The following is a 15241-nucleotide window of genomic DNA, read 5'->3' on the forward strand; positions in this document are numbered from 1 at the left end:
GGCGTCCTGTAAAACTTCTTGCAGGACGCTTCTTTTAGAAAGATGGTTCAAAATATTAACATTCAGAATTTTAAGTCTATCAAAGACTTGTCGTTTGAAGCGCGGCGAGTGAATGTTTTTATTGGCGAACCCAATACCGGGAAGTCAAATATTCTGGAAGCGTTGGGGTTGTTTTCGGTAGAGTTTTCCAGAAACTTGCAAAAAATAGCCCGCTGCCGAAATGTAGGTGATTTGTTTCACAAATATGAGCTTGATAATGACATTCAAGTTCATATTGATGATGCACGACTGATTCTCGCTTATGAGCTGTTAAAAATTGAGATTTATTTTCAAAATAGTGCAACCTCATTAATTGATTACCATTTATCTAAAGAGGGGAAAGTAGGTGTTTCAGGAGATGTCGGTTATGCTAATGGCATATTTAAATTCCCAAAGTATTACAAATACAAACTACTTAATAACTTTGAAAGTAGTTCTTCTACTTTTCTGTTGCCTCCTTTTGGTGAGAATCTTCCGGATGTTCTTTTTTATAATAAACACCTGCGCGAGCTGGTGGGTGAAATTATCTCAGATAAAGGATATAAATTGAACGTAAACCGAGGAAAAGAAGAAATAGACATTGTTGAAAGTGAAGAAAATGGCATTAGCTTATCTTATCCTTTCAGCAGTATGTCAGATACGCTTCAGCGTATTATTTTCTACCTTGCTGCTATTGAGTCAAATAAAGATTCTGCCTTGATTTTTGAGGAGCCGGAATCTCATATTTTCCCTTTTTACAATAAATATCTTGCCGAACTCATTGCCCAAAACGAAGCCGGAAATCAATTCTTTATTGCAACGCATAATCCTTATTTCTTAGAGCCGCTTATTGAAAAAACCCCTCTGAGTGAACTGGCGGTTTATATTACGTACATGGGAAATTATGAAACTAAGCTAAAGCTTTTATCTGAAAAAGACCTGTCATCATTAATGGGTTATAGCGACATATTTTTGAATTTGAATAAGTTTTTGATAGAATGATATTGTATTTAGAGTGTTATCCTGATGAAGCATTAGCCAATTCATTGGGAATTTCTATAAAACATATTGATCATTCCAAAGGCAGAAATAAAGTCTGCGACAGTCTTTGTAAAACTGTAGAAAATAAAGGGCTAATTGATGAAGATCCATTGCAAGTTCAACACCCGATCCAAAAGGAATGGAAACTGCAAAGCACTCAGTTCAAGGTAAAATATTTTAAAGACGAGAAAAGAGGGCATAAAATTATTTGTTTATGTCCTGACTTGGAAAACTGGATAGTGGAGGTTGCTAAAGCAGAAAAAATAGATTTAAAGAAAGACTTCCGACTTGAAAATAATGCCAAAGATTTACACAAAGTAATTCATTTGCGCCTAACCCAATTCAAGGAATTGGTTAAAGAGTTGGAAAATCGACAGAGTAAGCCCATTTTACATTTGAAATCTCTATTAAATTTATAATTCATTATGCAATACGACGTTATCGTAATCGGTTCGGGGCCGGGTGGCTATATTTGCGCCATTCGCTGTGCTCAGTTGGGCTTGAAAACCGCCATTATTGAAAAATATAAAACCCTTGGCGGAACATGCCTTAATGTAGGCTGTATTCCTTCCAAAGCTTTGCTTGATTCTTCCGAGCATTATTACAACGCTTCACACACGTTTGCCGAACACGGTATTCAGCTTGAAAATTTAAAGGTAGATTTGGCACAGATGATTGCGCGTAAGAGCGAAGTAGTGAGTCAAGTATGCAAGGGAGTGGAGTTTTTGATGAAGAAAAATAAAATTGATGTATATCAGGGACTTGGCTCGTTTGTCGATAAAAATACCGTCAAAGTGACGAAAGAAGGCGGCGATATTGAAATGATCACCTCCAAAAATATCGTCATTGCCACCGGTTCTAAACCGTCGTCACTGCCGGGCGTAACGATTGATAAAAAACGTATCATTACATCTACCGAAGCCCTTCAACTCAATGAAATACCCAAACACCTTATTGTGATTGGGGCAGGAGTAATCGGGGCAGAATTAGGCTCGGTATATGCCCGCATTGGAGCCAAGGTAAGTTTTGTAGAATATGCATCGGCTATGATTCCTACCATGGATGCTACCATGGGCAAAGAACTTCAGCGGACGGTGAAAAAGCTCGGAGCGGATTTTTATTTTAGTCACAAAGTAAAAACCGTTGAAAATACCGGCGATGAAGTTATTGTAACGGCCGAAAACCCCAAAGGCGAAGTGGTCACTTTTACGGGAGATTATTGCCTGATGAGCGTTGGACGTAAGCCTTATACCGATGGTTTGGCCCTCGAAAATGCAGGTCTTGCTACTGACCAACGAGGTAAAATTGAAGTGGATGACCATACACTTCAAACAAAAGTGCCCAACATTTATGCCATTGGAGACGTAATTCGTGGAGCGATGCTGGCCCACAAAGCAGAAGAGGAAGGTGTGCTGGTAGCAGAAACCATTGTAGGACAAAAACCACATATCAACTATCTGTTGATTCCAAACGTAGTATATACTTGGCCGGAAGTAGCCGGAGTGGGCTATACCGAAGATGAATTGAAATCAAAGGGAATTGCTTATAAATCAGGCTCTTTTCCGTTCAAAGCCCTTGGCCGTGCCCGCGCCAGCATGGACATTGACGGTATGGTAAAAGTTTTGGCTAATAAAGAAACAGATGAAATTCTCGGCGCGCACATTATTGGCCCACGCGCGGCTGATATGATCGCTGAAGCGGTGGTTGCGATGGAATATCGCGCCTCAGCAGAAGACATAAGCCGTATGTCGCATGCTCACCCTACGTATACAGAAGCTTTCAAAGAAGCCTGTTTGGCCGCAACGGGTAATCGCGCTTTGAATGCTTAACATCAACGATGAATGATGCATTGGTCAATTCATTTTGGATTGACTGATGCATTTTCTATTTTATTTCCAGTCTGTTTTCCATCGTTTTTATTTCTTCCGATAAAGGCACCGTTATATCAAAAGGAATAACGTTCAAAACCAATCCTTCCTCATAACGAAAGGGAAGAAGCGGCGCTTGAAAATCCTCATGAGCGGGGTAGATCAGAAATAAGGCGTCAGCATTGTACTTGCGTCCGTAAGCATACAGTTGATATAAATCTGATTGTTCGATACCGTAATTTTTAGCATGTGGTTCAATCCACTTCCACTTCATGTCTAAAATGAAAGTTTGATTGTCTTTGCGGATTACTAAGTCGGGGCGAAGCCGAAAACGGCGTTTGCCGGAATGATCATCGATCAAAAAATGCATATTGTCCTGATAAGAAACTTCATGATCCGGCAGGTAACGCTTTGCTCCTCGGGCTACATAATTTTCGAACAAACGTTCGGTCGGAAATAACAACGAATCGTTGACGTCTTTTCCCGCCGTAGCCCATGATTGATGATTGAGCAACACTTTTGCCCATTGAAGCGCCTGAACATAGCGATTAAAGCGCCGGTCAGATTTTTCCAATTTCGCAAAATCTGCTTTTACCTGATGCGACGTTCCCACTTCTTCAAAGGCAAAGCGCAATTGCCTTAATCTAACCTGATTTGGTAGATGCTGACTGCGCTTGGCTAAAAATAAAACACATGTTTTCAACAGCCGATTAGGAAGAATATCGGATTTGAACTCATCAATGGCCGTAAAAAGTGATTCCGGATGCAAGGGGTTTTGGCGGTGGGGCAGCCATTTCCCGCGCACGAATGATTGTTCGGTTTCAATCGTTTGATAAGCTCTTTCCAATCCCTGCCGCATGATTTGCTCCATTTCCCGGATAAATGCCGAGATAAAAATTTCCCAAAGCGGTTGGTTTGCCTGTTGTAAGTGAGCTTGCGAAAGTCGATGAAAGGGAACGTCAGAAATCGTGCGAAGCATTTTTAATAAGCTTTGCCTTGCCGTAAAAAGACCGGTGTTTTGGGATAGTTTGGGTAATATCTCAAATTGGGTGCCATCGGAAGTCTGCAAAATGCCTACATAATTTTTAAATCGTAAACACTCTTTGCCTTTTTGCATGAAAAACTGAATAACAGCATCGGCTTCTGCCGTAAAGGTCCATTGTTTGAGTAAGTCAAAAGTAGTATCGGGAACAAATGTATCGGCATTTTGGGTTATACTTATAACGCCTGAAACCTCGGAAGCGCGCCGGATAACATCATACTCATAAACGACAACGTGCTGTGGCATAGCAAATAATTACAATGGGTATTGTTAAATTAATAAAAAGTGCTTACTTTTGCACCACAATTTACGGTTAAGATTTTGAGGGGAAACGGATTCCCCTTTTTTGTTGGAAAAAAATGAATGTACAGGAAAAAATTGTCGAGTTACTTTCTGCCCTTTTAGAGGATGACAAATTTTTCATCGTTGAAGTGCAGGTCTCTTCCTCAAAAGTTCGACAAAAAATAACTATTCTAATTGACAGCGATCCGGGCATCAGTATTGATGAATGTGCCGAAATTAGTTGGAAATTGGGAGAAATGCTCGAAACTCAGGAGGTAATTCCAAATGCATATACGCTCGAGGTTTCGTCTCCGGGAGTGGGGTATCCACTGGCAATGCCGCGGCAGTTTCGTAAAAATATCGGGCGGTCGTTACGGGTAGTATTGAAAGACGGGATAGAGAAAAAAGGAGAACTGATCTCGGCCGATGAAGAAGGATTTGTCTTGTTGGAAGAACTGAAAAAGAAGAAAAAAGACCAAGTCCCTGCTGAACTGTCATTTGCCTATGCAGACATTGCAAAAGCAGAAGTGCAAATTAAGTTTTAAGTATCATAAGAAAGTGTTATTTTAGTTTAGCTATTTCAAACAACGTACGTTGGAATGCCTGAATTAAGCCTCTATAAACTGTTTAAGCTTTAAAGAATTGTTCTGTGTTTAACAAATAACAATTAACTGTTTTGAAAGAAAATGGATAGCGTAGTATTAATAGAATCGTTCGCTGAGTTTGCTCGCTCCAAAAATATTGATCGTCCTACGATTATTAAGGTACTGGAGGAAGTGTTTCGCACAATGATTCGTAAAAAATACGGTACTGATACCAACTTTGACGTGATTATCAACCCTGATACCGGCGACCTCGAAATGTGGCGTACCCGTGAAATTGTGGACGATAATTCAGAAGATATTTGGGAACCGGATAAGATACCTCTGGCTGAAGCCCACAAAATTCAGGATGACTTTGAAGTAGGCGAGGAAGTAGCGGAAGAAGTAAAATTGGAAGATTTTGGACGGCGACTCGTGCAAACAGCACGTCAGACGTTGATCCAGAAAGTAAAAGATTTGGAGAAAGAGTTGCTGTACTTCAAATACAAAGACATGGTCGGAGACCTTCTCAATGTAGAAGTATACCAAATACTCAAAAATGAACTCATTTGTTTAGATACCGAAGGGAATGAATTGGTATTGCCCAAACAGGAACAGATCTTTAAGGATAAATACCGTAAAGGAGAACCTGTAAAGGTAGTCATTCATAAAGTAGAGCTCAACAACGGTACACCAAGAATTACGCTTTCGCGTACTTCTCCCGTGTTTCTGGAGCGATTGTTTGAAACCGAGATTCCTGAAATCTACGATGGCCTCATCAACATCCGTAAAATTGTACGTGAGCCGGGCGAGCGTGCCAAAGTAGCGGTAGAGTCTTACGATGATCGTATCGACCCGGTAGGTGCCTGTGTAGGGATGAAAGGTTCAAGGATTCATACGATTGTGAGAGAACTGAACAATGAGAATATTGACGTGATCAATTATACCGAAAATCTCGAATTGCTCATTCAACGTGCCTTAAGCCCTGCCAAAATCACTTCAATGGTGATAGACCGAGATACCAAACGGGTATCGGTGTATCTGAAACCGGACCAAGTGTCGTTAGCGATTGGAAAAGGCGGACAAAACATTAAACTCGCCGGACGTTTGGTCAGCATGGAAATAGATGTGTTCCGTGATGTAGAAGGTCAGGAAGACGAGGAAGATGTGGACTTGAGCGAATTTACGGACGAGATCGACGAGTGGATGATTGAAGAATTCCGCAAGATTGGTTTGGATACTGCAAAACAAGTGATCAATATCAGTAGAGAAGAACTTGTACGCCGTACCGACCTTGAAGAAGAGACAGTAGAAGAGATCCTGGAAATTTTACGTCGTGAATTTGAATAAATGTAGTCAATATGGTATAAAATGACTCTTAAAAATGGGACATTTATAAGTTAATTGCTGACTATACTTGACGTACAGAGAACAGATAAATGTAGTTGAAAAATAAATCTGTATCTTTGGGTTAATTTTCAGGGTTTTCCTAATAACGAATAACCAATAACTCGTACTTCGGTACGTCTATTTCCAGTATGTCGGAAGAAAAAAGTATGCGCCTTAGTCAAGCAGCCAGAATACTCAACCGAAGCCACGCTGCGGTCGCCGGTATTTTGGGCGCTAAAGGCTTTAAGGTTGATAATAATCCCAATACAAAGTTAAACGCGGAACAACTTGAATTTCTGTCCAAAGAATTCAAGGTAGATGCGTTGTTGGGGGGAGTTACCCCCAAAAAAGAAGAACCTGCCGCACCACAAACTAAGTCAGACGACAGCCCTGTACTCTATTTTCGTACATCGCAGGCGGCGGCAAATCCTGCTAAGCCTGCTGTTTCAGAATCACAATCGGAAAAAGAGGAGAAGCTGCCGGAGCCGGTGCTTCCCGAAACACCTTCTATTGGACTGAAAGTAGTTGGAAAAATAGACTTGGATGCTCCTAAAACTCCAAGTGTTCCTCCTGCTGTTCCTAAATTGGAAGAAAAACCAACACAGGTTGCTCCGATTGTAGAAGAGAAAAAGCCGGAACCTATTATTGAAGAGAAGAAAATTGAAGAGAAACCGGTCGAAGTAAAACCGGTAGAAGAGAAAAAGCCGGAGCCAACGGCACCTGTATCTGTTGCCGTAGAGCCGTCTAAAGAAGTGGCATTGCCGGTTGCAGAGACAAAAGCAGAAGTCATTCCTCCTGTTGAAACACCGCCTAAACCGGAAGTAAAGGCTGTTGAAGAATTACCCAAACCAGAGCCAAAAGTAGAGCCAATTATAGAACCTAAAGTAGAAGTGGTACAAGAACCAGTGGTGGAATCTAAACCGGCACCTCAACCTAAACCAAGGGAAGAGCATGCTAAACCACAACAATTTACCCCCAGAGCGGAAAGACCTCACCAGTCAGCTCAACAACAACCCGCAAAAGTAAAGCCTGAGCCACCAAAAGAAGTGACGGCGCCCGAACCGGAACCCGAGCCGGTGCTGATTGAAGCAAAAGGAGAGACCTTAAAGGGGTTGACTATTTTAGGGAAAATCGAATTGCCTACCGAACGCCGTAATGGAGACGGAGGCAACAGAGACAAGGATAAGGATAAAAAGCGTAAGCGTAAACGCCTGCGTAAGGGAGAAAAAGTGACCGAAAATGCGCCGGCAAATACTCCTAATGCTCAAGGTAATGCTAATAATAACAATAGAGGCAGACAGGGCGACAGACCTAATAATCCGAATCAACAGCATCAGCATCCGCCAAGGGATGGTGCCAAGACAAACACCCCGGCTACTCCCAACGCCAACGCTACTCCCAATACGACCGCACCTAATGCAAATGCTGCCGGAGGGAATAACAACAACGCGAAAAAAGGCCCTAATACCAATACAAATACCGGTACCAACGCAAATAAGAAAGGCGGAAACAACCGTCGGGGAGAGCGTAAAGATGAGATCAGCGACAAAGAAGTGGCAGATTCAATCAAGGCTACTTATGCACGTTTGAGTGGTACCAGTAGTGGTAAGAACTTTGGGGCTGATAAACGTCGTGAACGCCGCCGGTTGCGTGCAGATGCGGAAGAAGAACGCTTAATGCAGGAACAGGAAGATGCGAAAGTGCTGAAAGTAACGGAATTTATTTCTGCCAACGAATTATCCTCTTTGATGGACGTATCGGTGCAGGAAGTAATTTCGGTTTGTTTGAGCATGGGTATGTTTGTTTCGATCAACCAACGTCTCGATGCTGAAAGTATCACACTGATCGCTGATGAGTTTGGCTACGAGGTTGAATTTATTTCAGCGGAAGAAGAGATTCAGGGCGATGTGAAAGTAGAGGTAGATGCCGAAGAAGATCTCCTGGAACGGGCACCGATCGTAACCATTATGGGTCACGTTGACCACGGTAAAACATCATTGCTTGATTATATTCGCCGTACACGGGTTGCCGCCGGTGAAGCAGGGGGGATTACGCAACACATTGGCGCTTACAGCGTAAAAACAGATGGCGGACGCAGAATTGCCTTCCTTGATACGCCGGGTCACGAAGCTTTTACGGCCATGCGTGCTCGTGGAGCTAAAGTAACGGATGTGGTTATCATTGTAATTGCGGCTGATGACTCTATCATGCCCCAAACACGGGAAGCAATTAATCACGCTCAAAATGCCAACGTTCCGATCGTATTTGCCTTTAGTAAGATAGATAAGCCCGGTGCCAATACAGAAAAGATCCGTGAGGCATTGGCCAATATGAATATTTTAGTGGAAGAATGGGGTGGTAAATACCAAACTCAGGAAATCTCATCAAAATCCGGTGTAGGTATTCCCGATCTGTTGGAAAAAGTATTGCTGGAAGCAGACTTGCTTGAACTGAAAGCAAACCCCGGCCGCAGAGCTTCCGGAACCGTTATTGAAGCATCACTTGATAAAGGCCGTGGCTATGTAGCAACTATTCTGGTACAGACCGGTACATTGAAAGTTGGGGATGTGATTTTGGCGGGTGCCCACTTCGGACGTGTTCGTGCCATGTTTGATGCCACAAGTACACGTCTTAAAGAAGCAGGCCCATCCACTCCGGTACAACTTTTAGGGTTGAACGGTGCGCCACAGGCGGGTGACAAGTTCAACGTAATGGAAAATGAACGTGAGGCTCGTGAAATCGCCAACAAGCGCGAGCAGATCATGCGTGAGCAGACCATTCGTACCCGTAAGCACATTACCTTGGAAGAAATTGGTCGCAGAAAGGCGATCGGTACATTTAAAGAATTGAATATCATCGTAAAAGGTGACGTGGATGGTTCGGTAGAAGCATTATCGGATTCACTGCTTAAACTTTCAACGGAAGAAGTACAGGTAAATATCATCAATAAAGCGGTGGGTCAGATTGCAGAATCCGACATTAACTTAGCCATCGCTTCCGATGCCATCATTGTAGGGTTTCAGGTTCGTCCTTCCAACAATGCCAAAAAACTGGCCGAACAGGAGCAAATTGAAATCCGTTTGTATTCCGTCATTTATGATGCCATCAATGAAGTAAAAGACGCCATGGCAGGTATGTTGGAACCAACGATGGAAGAAGTGATTGTTGGTAATGCCGAAGTACGTGAAGTATTCAAGATCAGTAAGATCGGTACCGTAGCAGGTTCTTATGTGACCGATGGTATCATTAAACGTAATAATAAAGTCAGAGTTATCCGCGACTTCATCGTGGTTCATGAAGGAGATATTTCGCAGTTGAAACGTTACAAAGACGATGTCAATGAAGTAAAATCCGGATTTGAATTTGGTTTGAGTATCAAAGGTTTACATGATATTCAGGTGGGGGACATCGTCGAAAGCTTTGAAATGAAAGAAGTAAAACGAACATTGTAAAATGTCATTATAATTTTTAACAGGCTTTTAGGAACTCCGGAAGCCTGTTTTTTTATTATACAGCTACTGCAGCCTTATTTACAGAAATCAACGTAATGAACCATTTGATAATTTTTACTCCTAAAAAGTTTTGGGATACCATATTTTTGCGAGCAATGTTATCTTTGTACAAGTTTAAAATTCCAACCTGTGGAAGAAATTCAACCCGAAATTATTCATAGTGTTCCTCAACGCCCTCCTTGGCGCAATGTAATGTTGTTGCTGGGGTTGGTATTATTGGGGACATCAATTGGGAATATTATAGCTACGATCATCATCATTACCCTTGCATCATCCTTTGGAGGTCCTGATTTAGAACAACTCTCTATGATGCTTCAGGAGCCCGGGCAATTTCCGCACGCTTGGTGGTATTTAATGATTTTTCATTCTATTTCTCATTCTTTCACTTTTTTAATTCCGGGTGTTATATACTGGCGTTGGTCAGAACAACATAAAGTGGAGGAGTTTGTGAGTCGGCCGTTGCCTGCATTTTCGGTTTGGGCAATGGTCTTATTGTCAATGCTGGCCTTTCTCCCCCTAAACAGTTGGATTATAGAATGGAATAGCCATCTGCACTTGCCCGAAGGATTACAACGTCTTGAAAATTGGATGCGTCATAAAGAAGATGAACTGGCAGTAATGACGCAATTCATGACTGATTTTAATTCTTGGCCTAAATTCTTTATTGCGCTATGTGTCACTGCCATCATTCCGTCGGTTGGCGAAGAAGTATTATTCAGAGGAATTATCCAACGCAAAATATTTCATAAAACAAGAGATATACATTCTGCCGTGTGGTTGACTGCGGTCTTGTTCAGTACTATTCACCTGCAATTTTATGGATTTGTGCCCCGAATGTTGCTGGGAGCAATGATGGGGTATATGTACTTTTGGACCCGTAATCTATGGGCACCTATTTTTGCCCATTTTATCAATAATGGCCTTACCGTTTTGATTATATTTTTGTCTCACCGAAAAGTCTTGGATGTTGAAATATCTACAGAGTCGTCGGTTACTTGGGTAGGAGCAGGCGTTTCATTGGTTTTAACGGCAGCACTGCTTTGGGGCCTGAAAGTGATTTCTCAACGAAGCTCTAATCTTACCAATGATACCTAATAACTGGGAAAAAGTTTTTGAAACGAGCTTTCAGCACCGTGCAGAAATTGTACGCGAATACTTGGAACAGCAGGGAATCTCGGCTGTAATTATAAATAAACAGGATAGCAGTTACCATTTCGGAAAGTGCGAGTTGTATGTTCCCGTGAAAGATGCTATCATTGCCAAAACAATTGTAGTGAATGAAATCTCGTTTGGATAGTCTTTCAAATTTACAACAACGCATCATTGCCGCTATAGCAGGAGTCGCTATTATTTTGGGGGCAATTTTATACGCAGACTGGACGTTTCTCCTGCTTTTTTGTACGATCAGCATCTTCACTCAACTCGAATTTTATAAACTTCTCGGGTTAGACGGAAACCAACCGCTAACGTACTACGGAACCATGTGCGGTGTCTTTATCAATGTCATCACTTTTCTGATTGAGAAAGAAATCGTTGGCTTTCAAAACTATTTTCTCATTAGCCCCATGGTAACGATGATATTCTTTATTAAACTTTATAAAAAGCGCGACCTGAAACCCTTTATGAATATTGCGTTCACTTTTTTGGGTATTATTTATGTCGCCATTCCTTTTTCACTTTTAAGCGTATTGGCCATGCGCGGGGGCAAATACAATTACGAAATTGTTCTTGGCTGTTTGCTGCTGCTTTGGGCTACGGATATTGGGGCCTATTTTGCAGGAACTTACTTTGGACGGCGTAAATTATTTGCACGAGTATCTCCCAAGAAATCATGGGAGGGTGCGGCAGGGGGAGCTTTAGCGGCAGCCATTGTAGCTTTTGTGTTAGGGGTCAATTTTACATCGCATCGCCCTTGGGAATGGTATTGTATCGGAGCACTGATGGTTGTGTCAGGAACGTTGGGAGACCTTGTAGAATCATTGTTCAAACGAAGCATTGCGATCAAAGATTCGGGAAGTACAATTCCCGGACACGGTGGATTTCTGGATCGGTTTGACGGGTTGTTGCTTTCCACTCCCTTTATTGTGACATTTGTTAAAATTTTTTCCTGACCTCCGGCGTTAAACAAAGAGGGTATTTTGCTCCGGATTATAATGAATAGATTATGCAACGTAAAAAAATATACAACGTCTTCATTTTGATATTGGCGATAATGCTGAGTGCGACGGTTTCATCGGAAGTAAAAGCACAGGGCCAAGTCAAAAGTATCATGTTTACGGGGAGAGTAGTGGGGGTAAAAGGCACCCAAACCCTCGGAAAAGCCTATATATTTATTCCTCGGGCCGGGCGGGGTACATTGGCCGATCCGGAAGGGTACTTTGCACTGCCTGTTTTTCCGGGAGACAGTATTGTATTCAGTTATTTGGGTTACCAAAAACAATACCATATTATTCCCCGTCGGCACATGGAAGAATCGTATTCGGCCATTATTTTGATGAAAGAAGATGTTAAGACCTTGGCCGAAGTAAAAGTGTATCCTTATGCCACCGAAGAAGAATTCAAAAAGGCATTTGTGGCTATGAAACTTCCGGATGAATTTGAGCGGAATAATCTTGAGCAAAATACCCGTCAGGAGTTGCTGATGCAGTTGGCGGCCGTAACGCCTTTAAGCGCCGCAGGTAACTATCGAAATTTCATGGACCAACAGATTTTTGGCCGTGAAAACGCCGCGAACCGAAGTTTTACCACCGCTATTCCGTTCTTAAATCCGTTTGCCTGGGCTAAGTTTATTAATTCCGTTAAGAATGGTGATCTGAAAAAGAAAGACTACCGAGCCATTCTTAATCAGGCTCCAAGGGAGAATATTACCCGGCAAGATGTCATAAATAAAAACTAAGCGCCGGCTAGGGCTGATAGTTGTGCAATTTCATGCTTTTACCATCAAATACAGCATACGTATTTTCCACGATCCAATCTCCCAAGATAAAAATACGGCTTTGCGCAGTAACGGGATAATCCAATTCAATATGCCGGTGCCCAAAGACATAATAGTCGTGATGTGACTTTTTTTCTTCTTCTTTTGCAAACACCAACAACCACTCTTTTTCCTCTCCCAGAAACTCAGGCTTAACGCCTTTTTCATTTTTTCGCCAACTGTAATTGGCCCAGGTTTGCCCCAACCAAAGTGCCCAATCCGGGTGAAGCAAATTGCCGAATGACCAACGTGCCAAACCACTCTCAAATACTTTTTGAAGCATTTTATAGGTATGGTCTCCCGGACCGCGCCCATCGCCGTGCGTAATAAAGAATTTTTTTGAAATTGCTTCTGAAATTGGCTTAACATTATTCGAATCGGAAATAGTGGCATTTAAGCCATGAATCACTAATTCCAGCGGTTGGCGAAATGTTTGAATATTCAACTCTTTTTCAAAATACCCGCTCATCCACATATCATGATTGCCGGGGAAGGCAATGATTTGAATTCCTGCATCCGTTAATTCTCCTAATTTTCCCATAAATCGCACAAAACCACGGGGAACCACTAATTTGTGTTCATACCAAAAATCAAATAAATCGCCTACCAAACAAATGACCTGTGCATCATGACGAATGGACTCAAGCCAACTGACCAACCTGCGTTCACGTACCATACTTTCAGCGTGATTAGGCGCTCCAAGATGGAAATCAGAGGCAAAATAAATTTTTTTTTGAGGAGATAGAAAAACTTCCAGTTGTGGGTAAGACATGAGAATAGTTTAAAATTCGGGCAAAAATACGGAGATTACTTTACAAGATTTTTCTAACTTTACGCTTCACCTATATCATTTTTTTAATGGAACCGACTGTACCCACAAAACCGGAAGTATTTTCAAAGATTGCAGCCTCTTTGGCTGAACAGGGATTCAACGTTGTGAAAGAAGATCAGACCCGCCCTTGGGGGGGCTTTTTTGTGTTGGATGAGTCGCAAACGCCTCAATTTGCGGCCACTTATTTTCCGACCGTCCAACTTTCCTCTCTTCAAATTACCCAAAAATTGAGCCCTAAGATTTTGGTGGTAGCGCCCGAAAAACGGCTATCGTGGCAATACCATCATCGTCGTGCCGAAATATGGCGGGTAGTATCAGGCACAGTAGGTGTGGTGACGAGCGATACAGATGAAGAAACTGAAGTAAAGGCGTATAAACCCGGTGAGTTGATCGTTTTGAAACAGGGGGAACGGCATCGATTGGTTGGACTGGCTGAATGGGGGATTTTAGCTGAGATTTGGCAACATACTGATGCTGAAAATCCTTCAGACGAAGAAGATATTGTTCGTGTTCAGGATGATTTTGGAAGATAAATAAGTTTTACTCGAACAAAAAAGTACAAAACAGATAATTTATAAAGCGTATGGAGTCACTCAGTTATCCTATCGGACGGTTTGAATATGGGAAAACGTACACTGTAGAAGAGACAAAATCTCAAATTCAGACCATCAGTGCCTTGCCTTCCAAATTGTTTAATATTGTCAATCCGTTAGACAACAATCAATTGGAAACGCCCTATCGTCCGGGAGGATGGACTGTATTGCAAACGGTACACCACGTAGCCGATAGCCACATGAATGCCTATATTCGCTTCAAACTTGCGTTGACCGAAGATAATCCGTTTATTAAACCATACGAAGAGGCCCTATGGGCAGAGTTGGCAGATGGGCAGGGCGCTCCCTTAGATTGGTCGCTGCAATTGCTTAAATACCTGCATTTACGATGGGTGATGCTGCTCAATTCACTTACCGAAACAGACTTACAACGTACATATTTTCACCCTGAAACAAAGCGTGTGTTTCCGTTGCAGGAAGTGGTAGCTTTGTATGCATGGCACAGCGAACATCACTATGAACATATTCATCAACTTTGTAGTCGAGAAGGATGGATCACGGAATAGAAAGTATTTTATTTTAGAGGGTACTAAATCTTTTTCAGGAATTCAACGTTTATATGTATGTTGTTGATAAAGTAAAATAACCATATAACCATTTAACTATTAATTTAAGAAATGCCTACTGAGTCCACTACCGACAACATTCTTGTACGCGTATTGAAGTCCGTATTTTTTAAAAATGCTACGGGTAAAGCAAGCCGCTATGCTCGTAATACCGGCAGCCTTTTACAGCTTTTGAAGGATGTTTTGAACAAAACAAATGCCTTAAAAGGTGAAGGATATGAAGCCTTGCGCGAAAAGGTCGGAGTATTGGCGCGGTTGTTGAAAGCCTATACTTCAGGGGAGTACAAGGCTGTACCTTGGAAAACACTCACCAGAATTATTGCAGTATTGATTTATTTCCTTTCACCGATCGATTTAATTCCGGACATCCTTCCGGTGATCGGTTTTAGTGACGATATTGCGTTGGTGATATGGCTTTTTAAAGCAATCGGAGATGACTTACAGGCGTTTCGCCAATGGGAATCTCAGCGAAATACCGTCTCAATAGACTGATATTTCGAAAAATAGTTGTTAATTTTGCAG

The 15241-nt window shown here is 42.0% G+C and carries 15 protein-coding genes; 13 read left to right on the forward strand and 2 right to left on the reverse strand.

Annotation, left to right across the window (positions count from 1 at the left end; genetic code table 11):
- Positions 1–18 precede the first annotated feature (18 nt).
- The 3 genes from ACQY73_RS26760 to lpdA are packed head-to-tail and all read left to right on the forward strand — an operon-like array spanning position 19 to position 2888.
- A complete protein-coding gene (locus tag ACQY73_RS26760; protein ID WP_428657085.1) occupies positions 19–1020 on the forward strand; it encodes an AAA family ATPase in 1002 nt (333 codons plus the stop codon).
- Complete coding sequence (locus ACQY73_RS26765) at positions 1017–1478, forward strand: hypothetical protein (RefSeq protein WP_428657087.1); 462 nt, start codon at positions 1017–1019, stop codon at positions 1476–1478. The genes ACQY73_RS26760 and ACQY73_RS26765 overlap by 4 nt, the downstream gene beginning before the upstream one ends.
- A 6-nt stretch (positions 1479–1484) precedes the next feature.
- Positions 1485–2888 (forward strand): dihydrolipoyl dehydrogenase, encoded by a 1404-nt coding sequence (lpdA, locus tag ACQY73_RS26770; protein WP_428657089.1) that lies wholly within the window; start codon positions 1485–1487, stop codon positions 2886–2888.
- A 55-nt stretch (positions 2889–2943) separates the two neighbouring features.
- Here the strand turns inward: lpdA and ACQY73_RS26775 are convergent, their stop codons facing one another.
- The gene (locus ACQY73_RS26775; protein ID WP_428657091.1) at positions 2944–4215 is read right to left on the reverse strand and encodes an McrC family protein; all 1272 of its coding nucleotides are present in this window, start codon (positions 4213–4215) and stop codon (positions 2944–2946) included.
- A 113-nt stretch (positions 4216–4328) separates the two neighbouring features.
- Here ACQY73_RS26775 and rimP point away from each other — a divergent pair, with 113 nt between their 5' ends.
- From rimP to ACQY73_RS26810, 7 genes are all read left to right on the forward strand, one after another.
- Positions 4329–4796 (forward strand): ribosome maturation factor RimP, encoded by a 468-nt coding sequence (gene rimP, locus ACQY73_RS26780; RefSeq protein WP_428657093.1) that lies wholly within the window; start codon positions 4329–4331, stop codon positions 4794–4796.
- A gap of 141 nt (positions 4797–4937) precedes the next feature.
- Positions 4938–6182 (forward strand): transcription termination factor NusA, encoded by a 1245-nt coding sequence (gene nusA / locus ACQY73_RS26785; protein ID WP_428657095.1) that lies wholly within the window; start codon positions 4938–4940, stop codon positions 6180–6182.
- A gap of 206 nt (positions 6183–6388) precedes the next feature.
- A complete protein-coding gene (gene infB, locus ACQY73_RS26790) occupies positions 6389–9673 on the forward strand; it encodes a translation initiation factor IF-2 (RefSeq protein WP_428657097.1) in 3285 nt (1094 codons plus the stop codon).
- A gap of 189 nt (positions 9674–9862) precedes the next feature.
- Positions 9863–10828: a lysostaphin resistance A-like protein gene (locus tag ACQY73_RS26795; protein ID WP_428657099.1), complete on the forward strand. Its 966-nt coding sequence runs from the start codon at positions 9863–9865 to the stop codon at positions 10826–10828.
- A complete protein-coding gene (locus tag ACQY73_RS26800; protein ID WP_428657101.1) occupies positions 10818–11030 on the forward strand; it encodes a DUF2007 domain-containing protein in 213 nt (70 codons plus the stop codon). Before ACQY73_RS26795 ends, ACQY73_RS26800 begins: the two co-directional genes overlap by 11 nt.
- Positions 11011–11844, forward strand: a complete 834-nt coding sequence (locus tag ACQY73_RS26805) for a phosphatidate cytidylyltransferase (RefSeq protein WP_428657103.1) — start codon at positions 11011–11013, stop codon at positions 11842–11844. Before ACQY73_RS26800 ends, ACQY73_RS26805 begins: the two co-directional genes overlap by 20 nt.
- Positions 11845–11897: 53 nt before the next feature.
- Positions 11898–12629 carry a carboxypeptidase-like regulatory domain-containing protein gene (locus ACQY73_RS26810; RefSeq protein ID WP_428657105.1) on the forward strand — a complete coding sequence of 244 codons (732 nt, stop codon included), beginning with the start codon at positions 11898–11900 and terminating at the stop codon, positions 12627–12629.
- A gap of 7 nt (positions 12630–12636) precedes the next feature.
- Here ACQY73_RS26810 and ACQY73_RS26815 read toward each other — a convergent pair whose 3' ends face one another.
- Positions 12637–13479 carry a UDP-2,3-diacylglucosamine diphosphatase gene (locus tag ACQY73_RS26815; RefSeq protein ID WP_428657107.1) on the reverse strand — a complete coding sequence of 281 codons (843 nt, stop codon included), beginning with the start codon at positions 13477–13479 and terminating at the stop codon, positions 12637–12639.
- An 86-nt stretch (positions 13480–13565) separates the two neighbouring features.
- Between ACQY73_RS26815 and ACQY73_RS26820 the strand changes: the two genes are divergently transcribed.
- The 3 genes from ACQY73_RS26820 (at position 13566) to ACQY73_RS26830 (ending at position 15211) form a co-directional block, all read left to right on the forward strand.
- Positions 13566–14072 (forward strand): phosphoheptose isomerase, encoded by a 507-nt coding sequence (locus tag ACQY73_RS26820; RefSeq protein WP_428657109.1) that lies wholly within the window; start codon positions 13566–13568, stop codon positions 14070–14072.
- Between the two features lie 50 nt (positions 14073–14122).
- Positions 14123–14659: a YfiT family bacillithiol transferase gene (locus tag ACQY73_RS26825; RefSeq protein ID WP_428657111.1), complete on the forward strand. Its 537-nt coding sequence runs from the start codon at positions 14123–14125 to the stop codon at positions 14657–14659.
- A 111-nt stretch (positions 14660–14770) separates the two neighbouring features.
- Positions 14771–15211 carry a YkvA family protein gene (locus ACQY73_RS26830; protein ID WP_428657113.1) on the forward strand — a complete coding sequence of 147 codons (441 nt, stop codon included), beginning with the start codon at positions 14771–14773 and terminating at the stop codon, positions 15209–15211.
- Positions 15212–15241: the final 30 nt, after the last annotated feature.

It is taken from the genome of Runella sp. (assembly GCF_965279615.1).
Classification (GTDB): domain Bacteria; phylum Bacteroidota; class Bacteroidia; order Cytophagales; family Spirosomataceae; genus Runella.

Excerpts from the sequence above, each read along its gene's own strand:
- ACQY73_RS26765 (WP_428657087.1), top strand. The coding sequence starts at position 1,017 with ATGATATTGTATTTAGAGTGTTATCCTGATGAAGCATTAGCCAATTCA.
- lpdA (WP_428657089.1), top strand. The coding sequence starts at position 1,485 with ATGCAATACGACGTTATCGTAATCGGTTCGGGGCCGGGTGGCTATATT.
- ACQY73_RS26775 (WP_428657091.1), bottom strand. The coding sequence starts at position 4,215 with ATGCCACAGCACGTTGTCGTTTATGAGTATGATGTTATCCGGCGCGCT.
- rimP (WP_428657093.1), top strand. The coding sequence starts at position 4,329 with ATGAATGTACAGGAAAAAATTGTCGAGTTACTTTCTGCCCTTTTAGAG.
- nusA (WP_428657095.1), top strand. The coding sequence starts at position 4,938 with ATGGATAGCGTAGTATTAATAGAATCGTTCGCTGAGTTTGCTCGCTCC.
- infB (WP_428657097.1), top strand. The coding sequence starts at position 6,389 with ATGCGCCTTAGTCAAGCAGCCAGAATACTCAACCGAAGCCACGCTGCG.
- ACQY73_RS26800 (WP_428657101.1), top strand. The coding sequence starts at position 10,818 with ATGATACCTAATAACTGGGAAAAAGTTTTTGAAACGAGCTTTCAGCAC.
- ACQY73_RS26805 (WP_428657103.1), top strand. The coding sequence starts at position 11,011 with ATGAAATCTCGTTTGGATAGTCTTTCAAATTTACAACAACGCATCATT.
- ACQY73_RS26810 (WP_428657105.1), top strand. The coding sequence starts at position 11,898 with ATGCAACGTAAAAAAATATACAACGTCTTCATTTTGATATTGGCGATA.
- ACQY73_RS26815 (WP_428657107.1), bottom strand. The coding sequence starts at position 13,479 with ATGTCTTACCCACAACTGGAAGTTTTTCTATCTCCTCAAAAAAAAATT.
- ACQY73_RS26820 (WP_428657109.1), top strand. The coding sequence starts at position 13,566 with ATGGAACCGACTGTACCCACAAAACCGGAAGTATTTTCAAAGATTGCA.
- ACQY73_RS26825 (WP_428657111.1), top strand. The coding sequence starts at position 14,123 with ATGGAGTCACTCAGTTATCCTATCGGACGGTTTGAATATGGGAAAACG.
- ACQY73_RS26830 (WP_428657113.1), top strand. The coding sequence starts at position 14,771 with ATGCCTACTGAGTCCACTACCGACAACATTCTTGTACGCGTATTGAAG.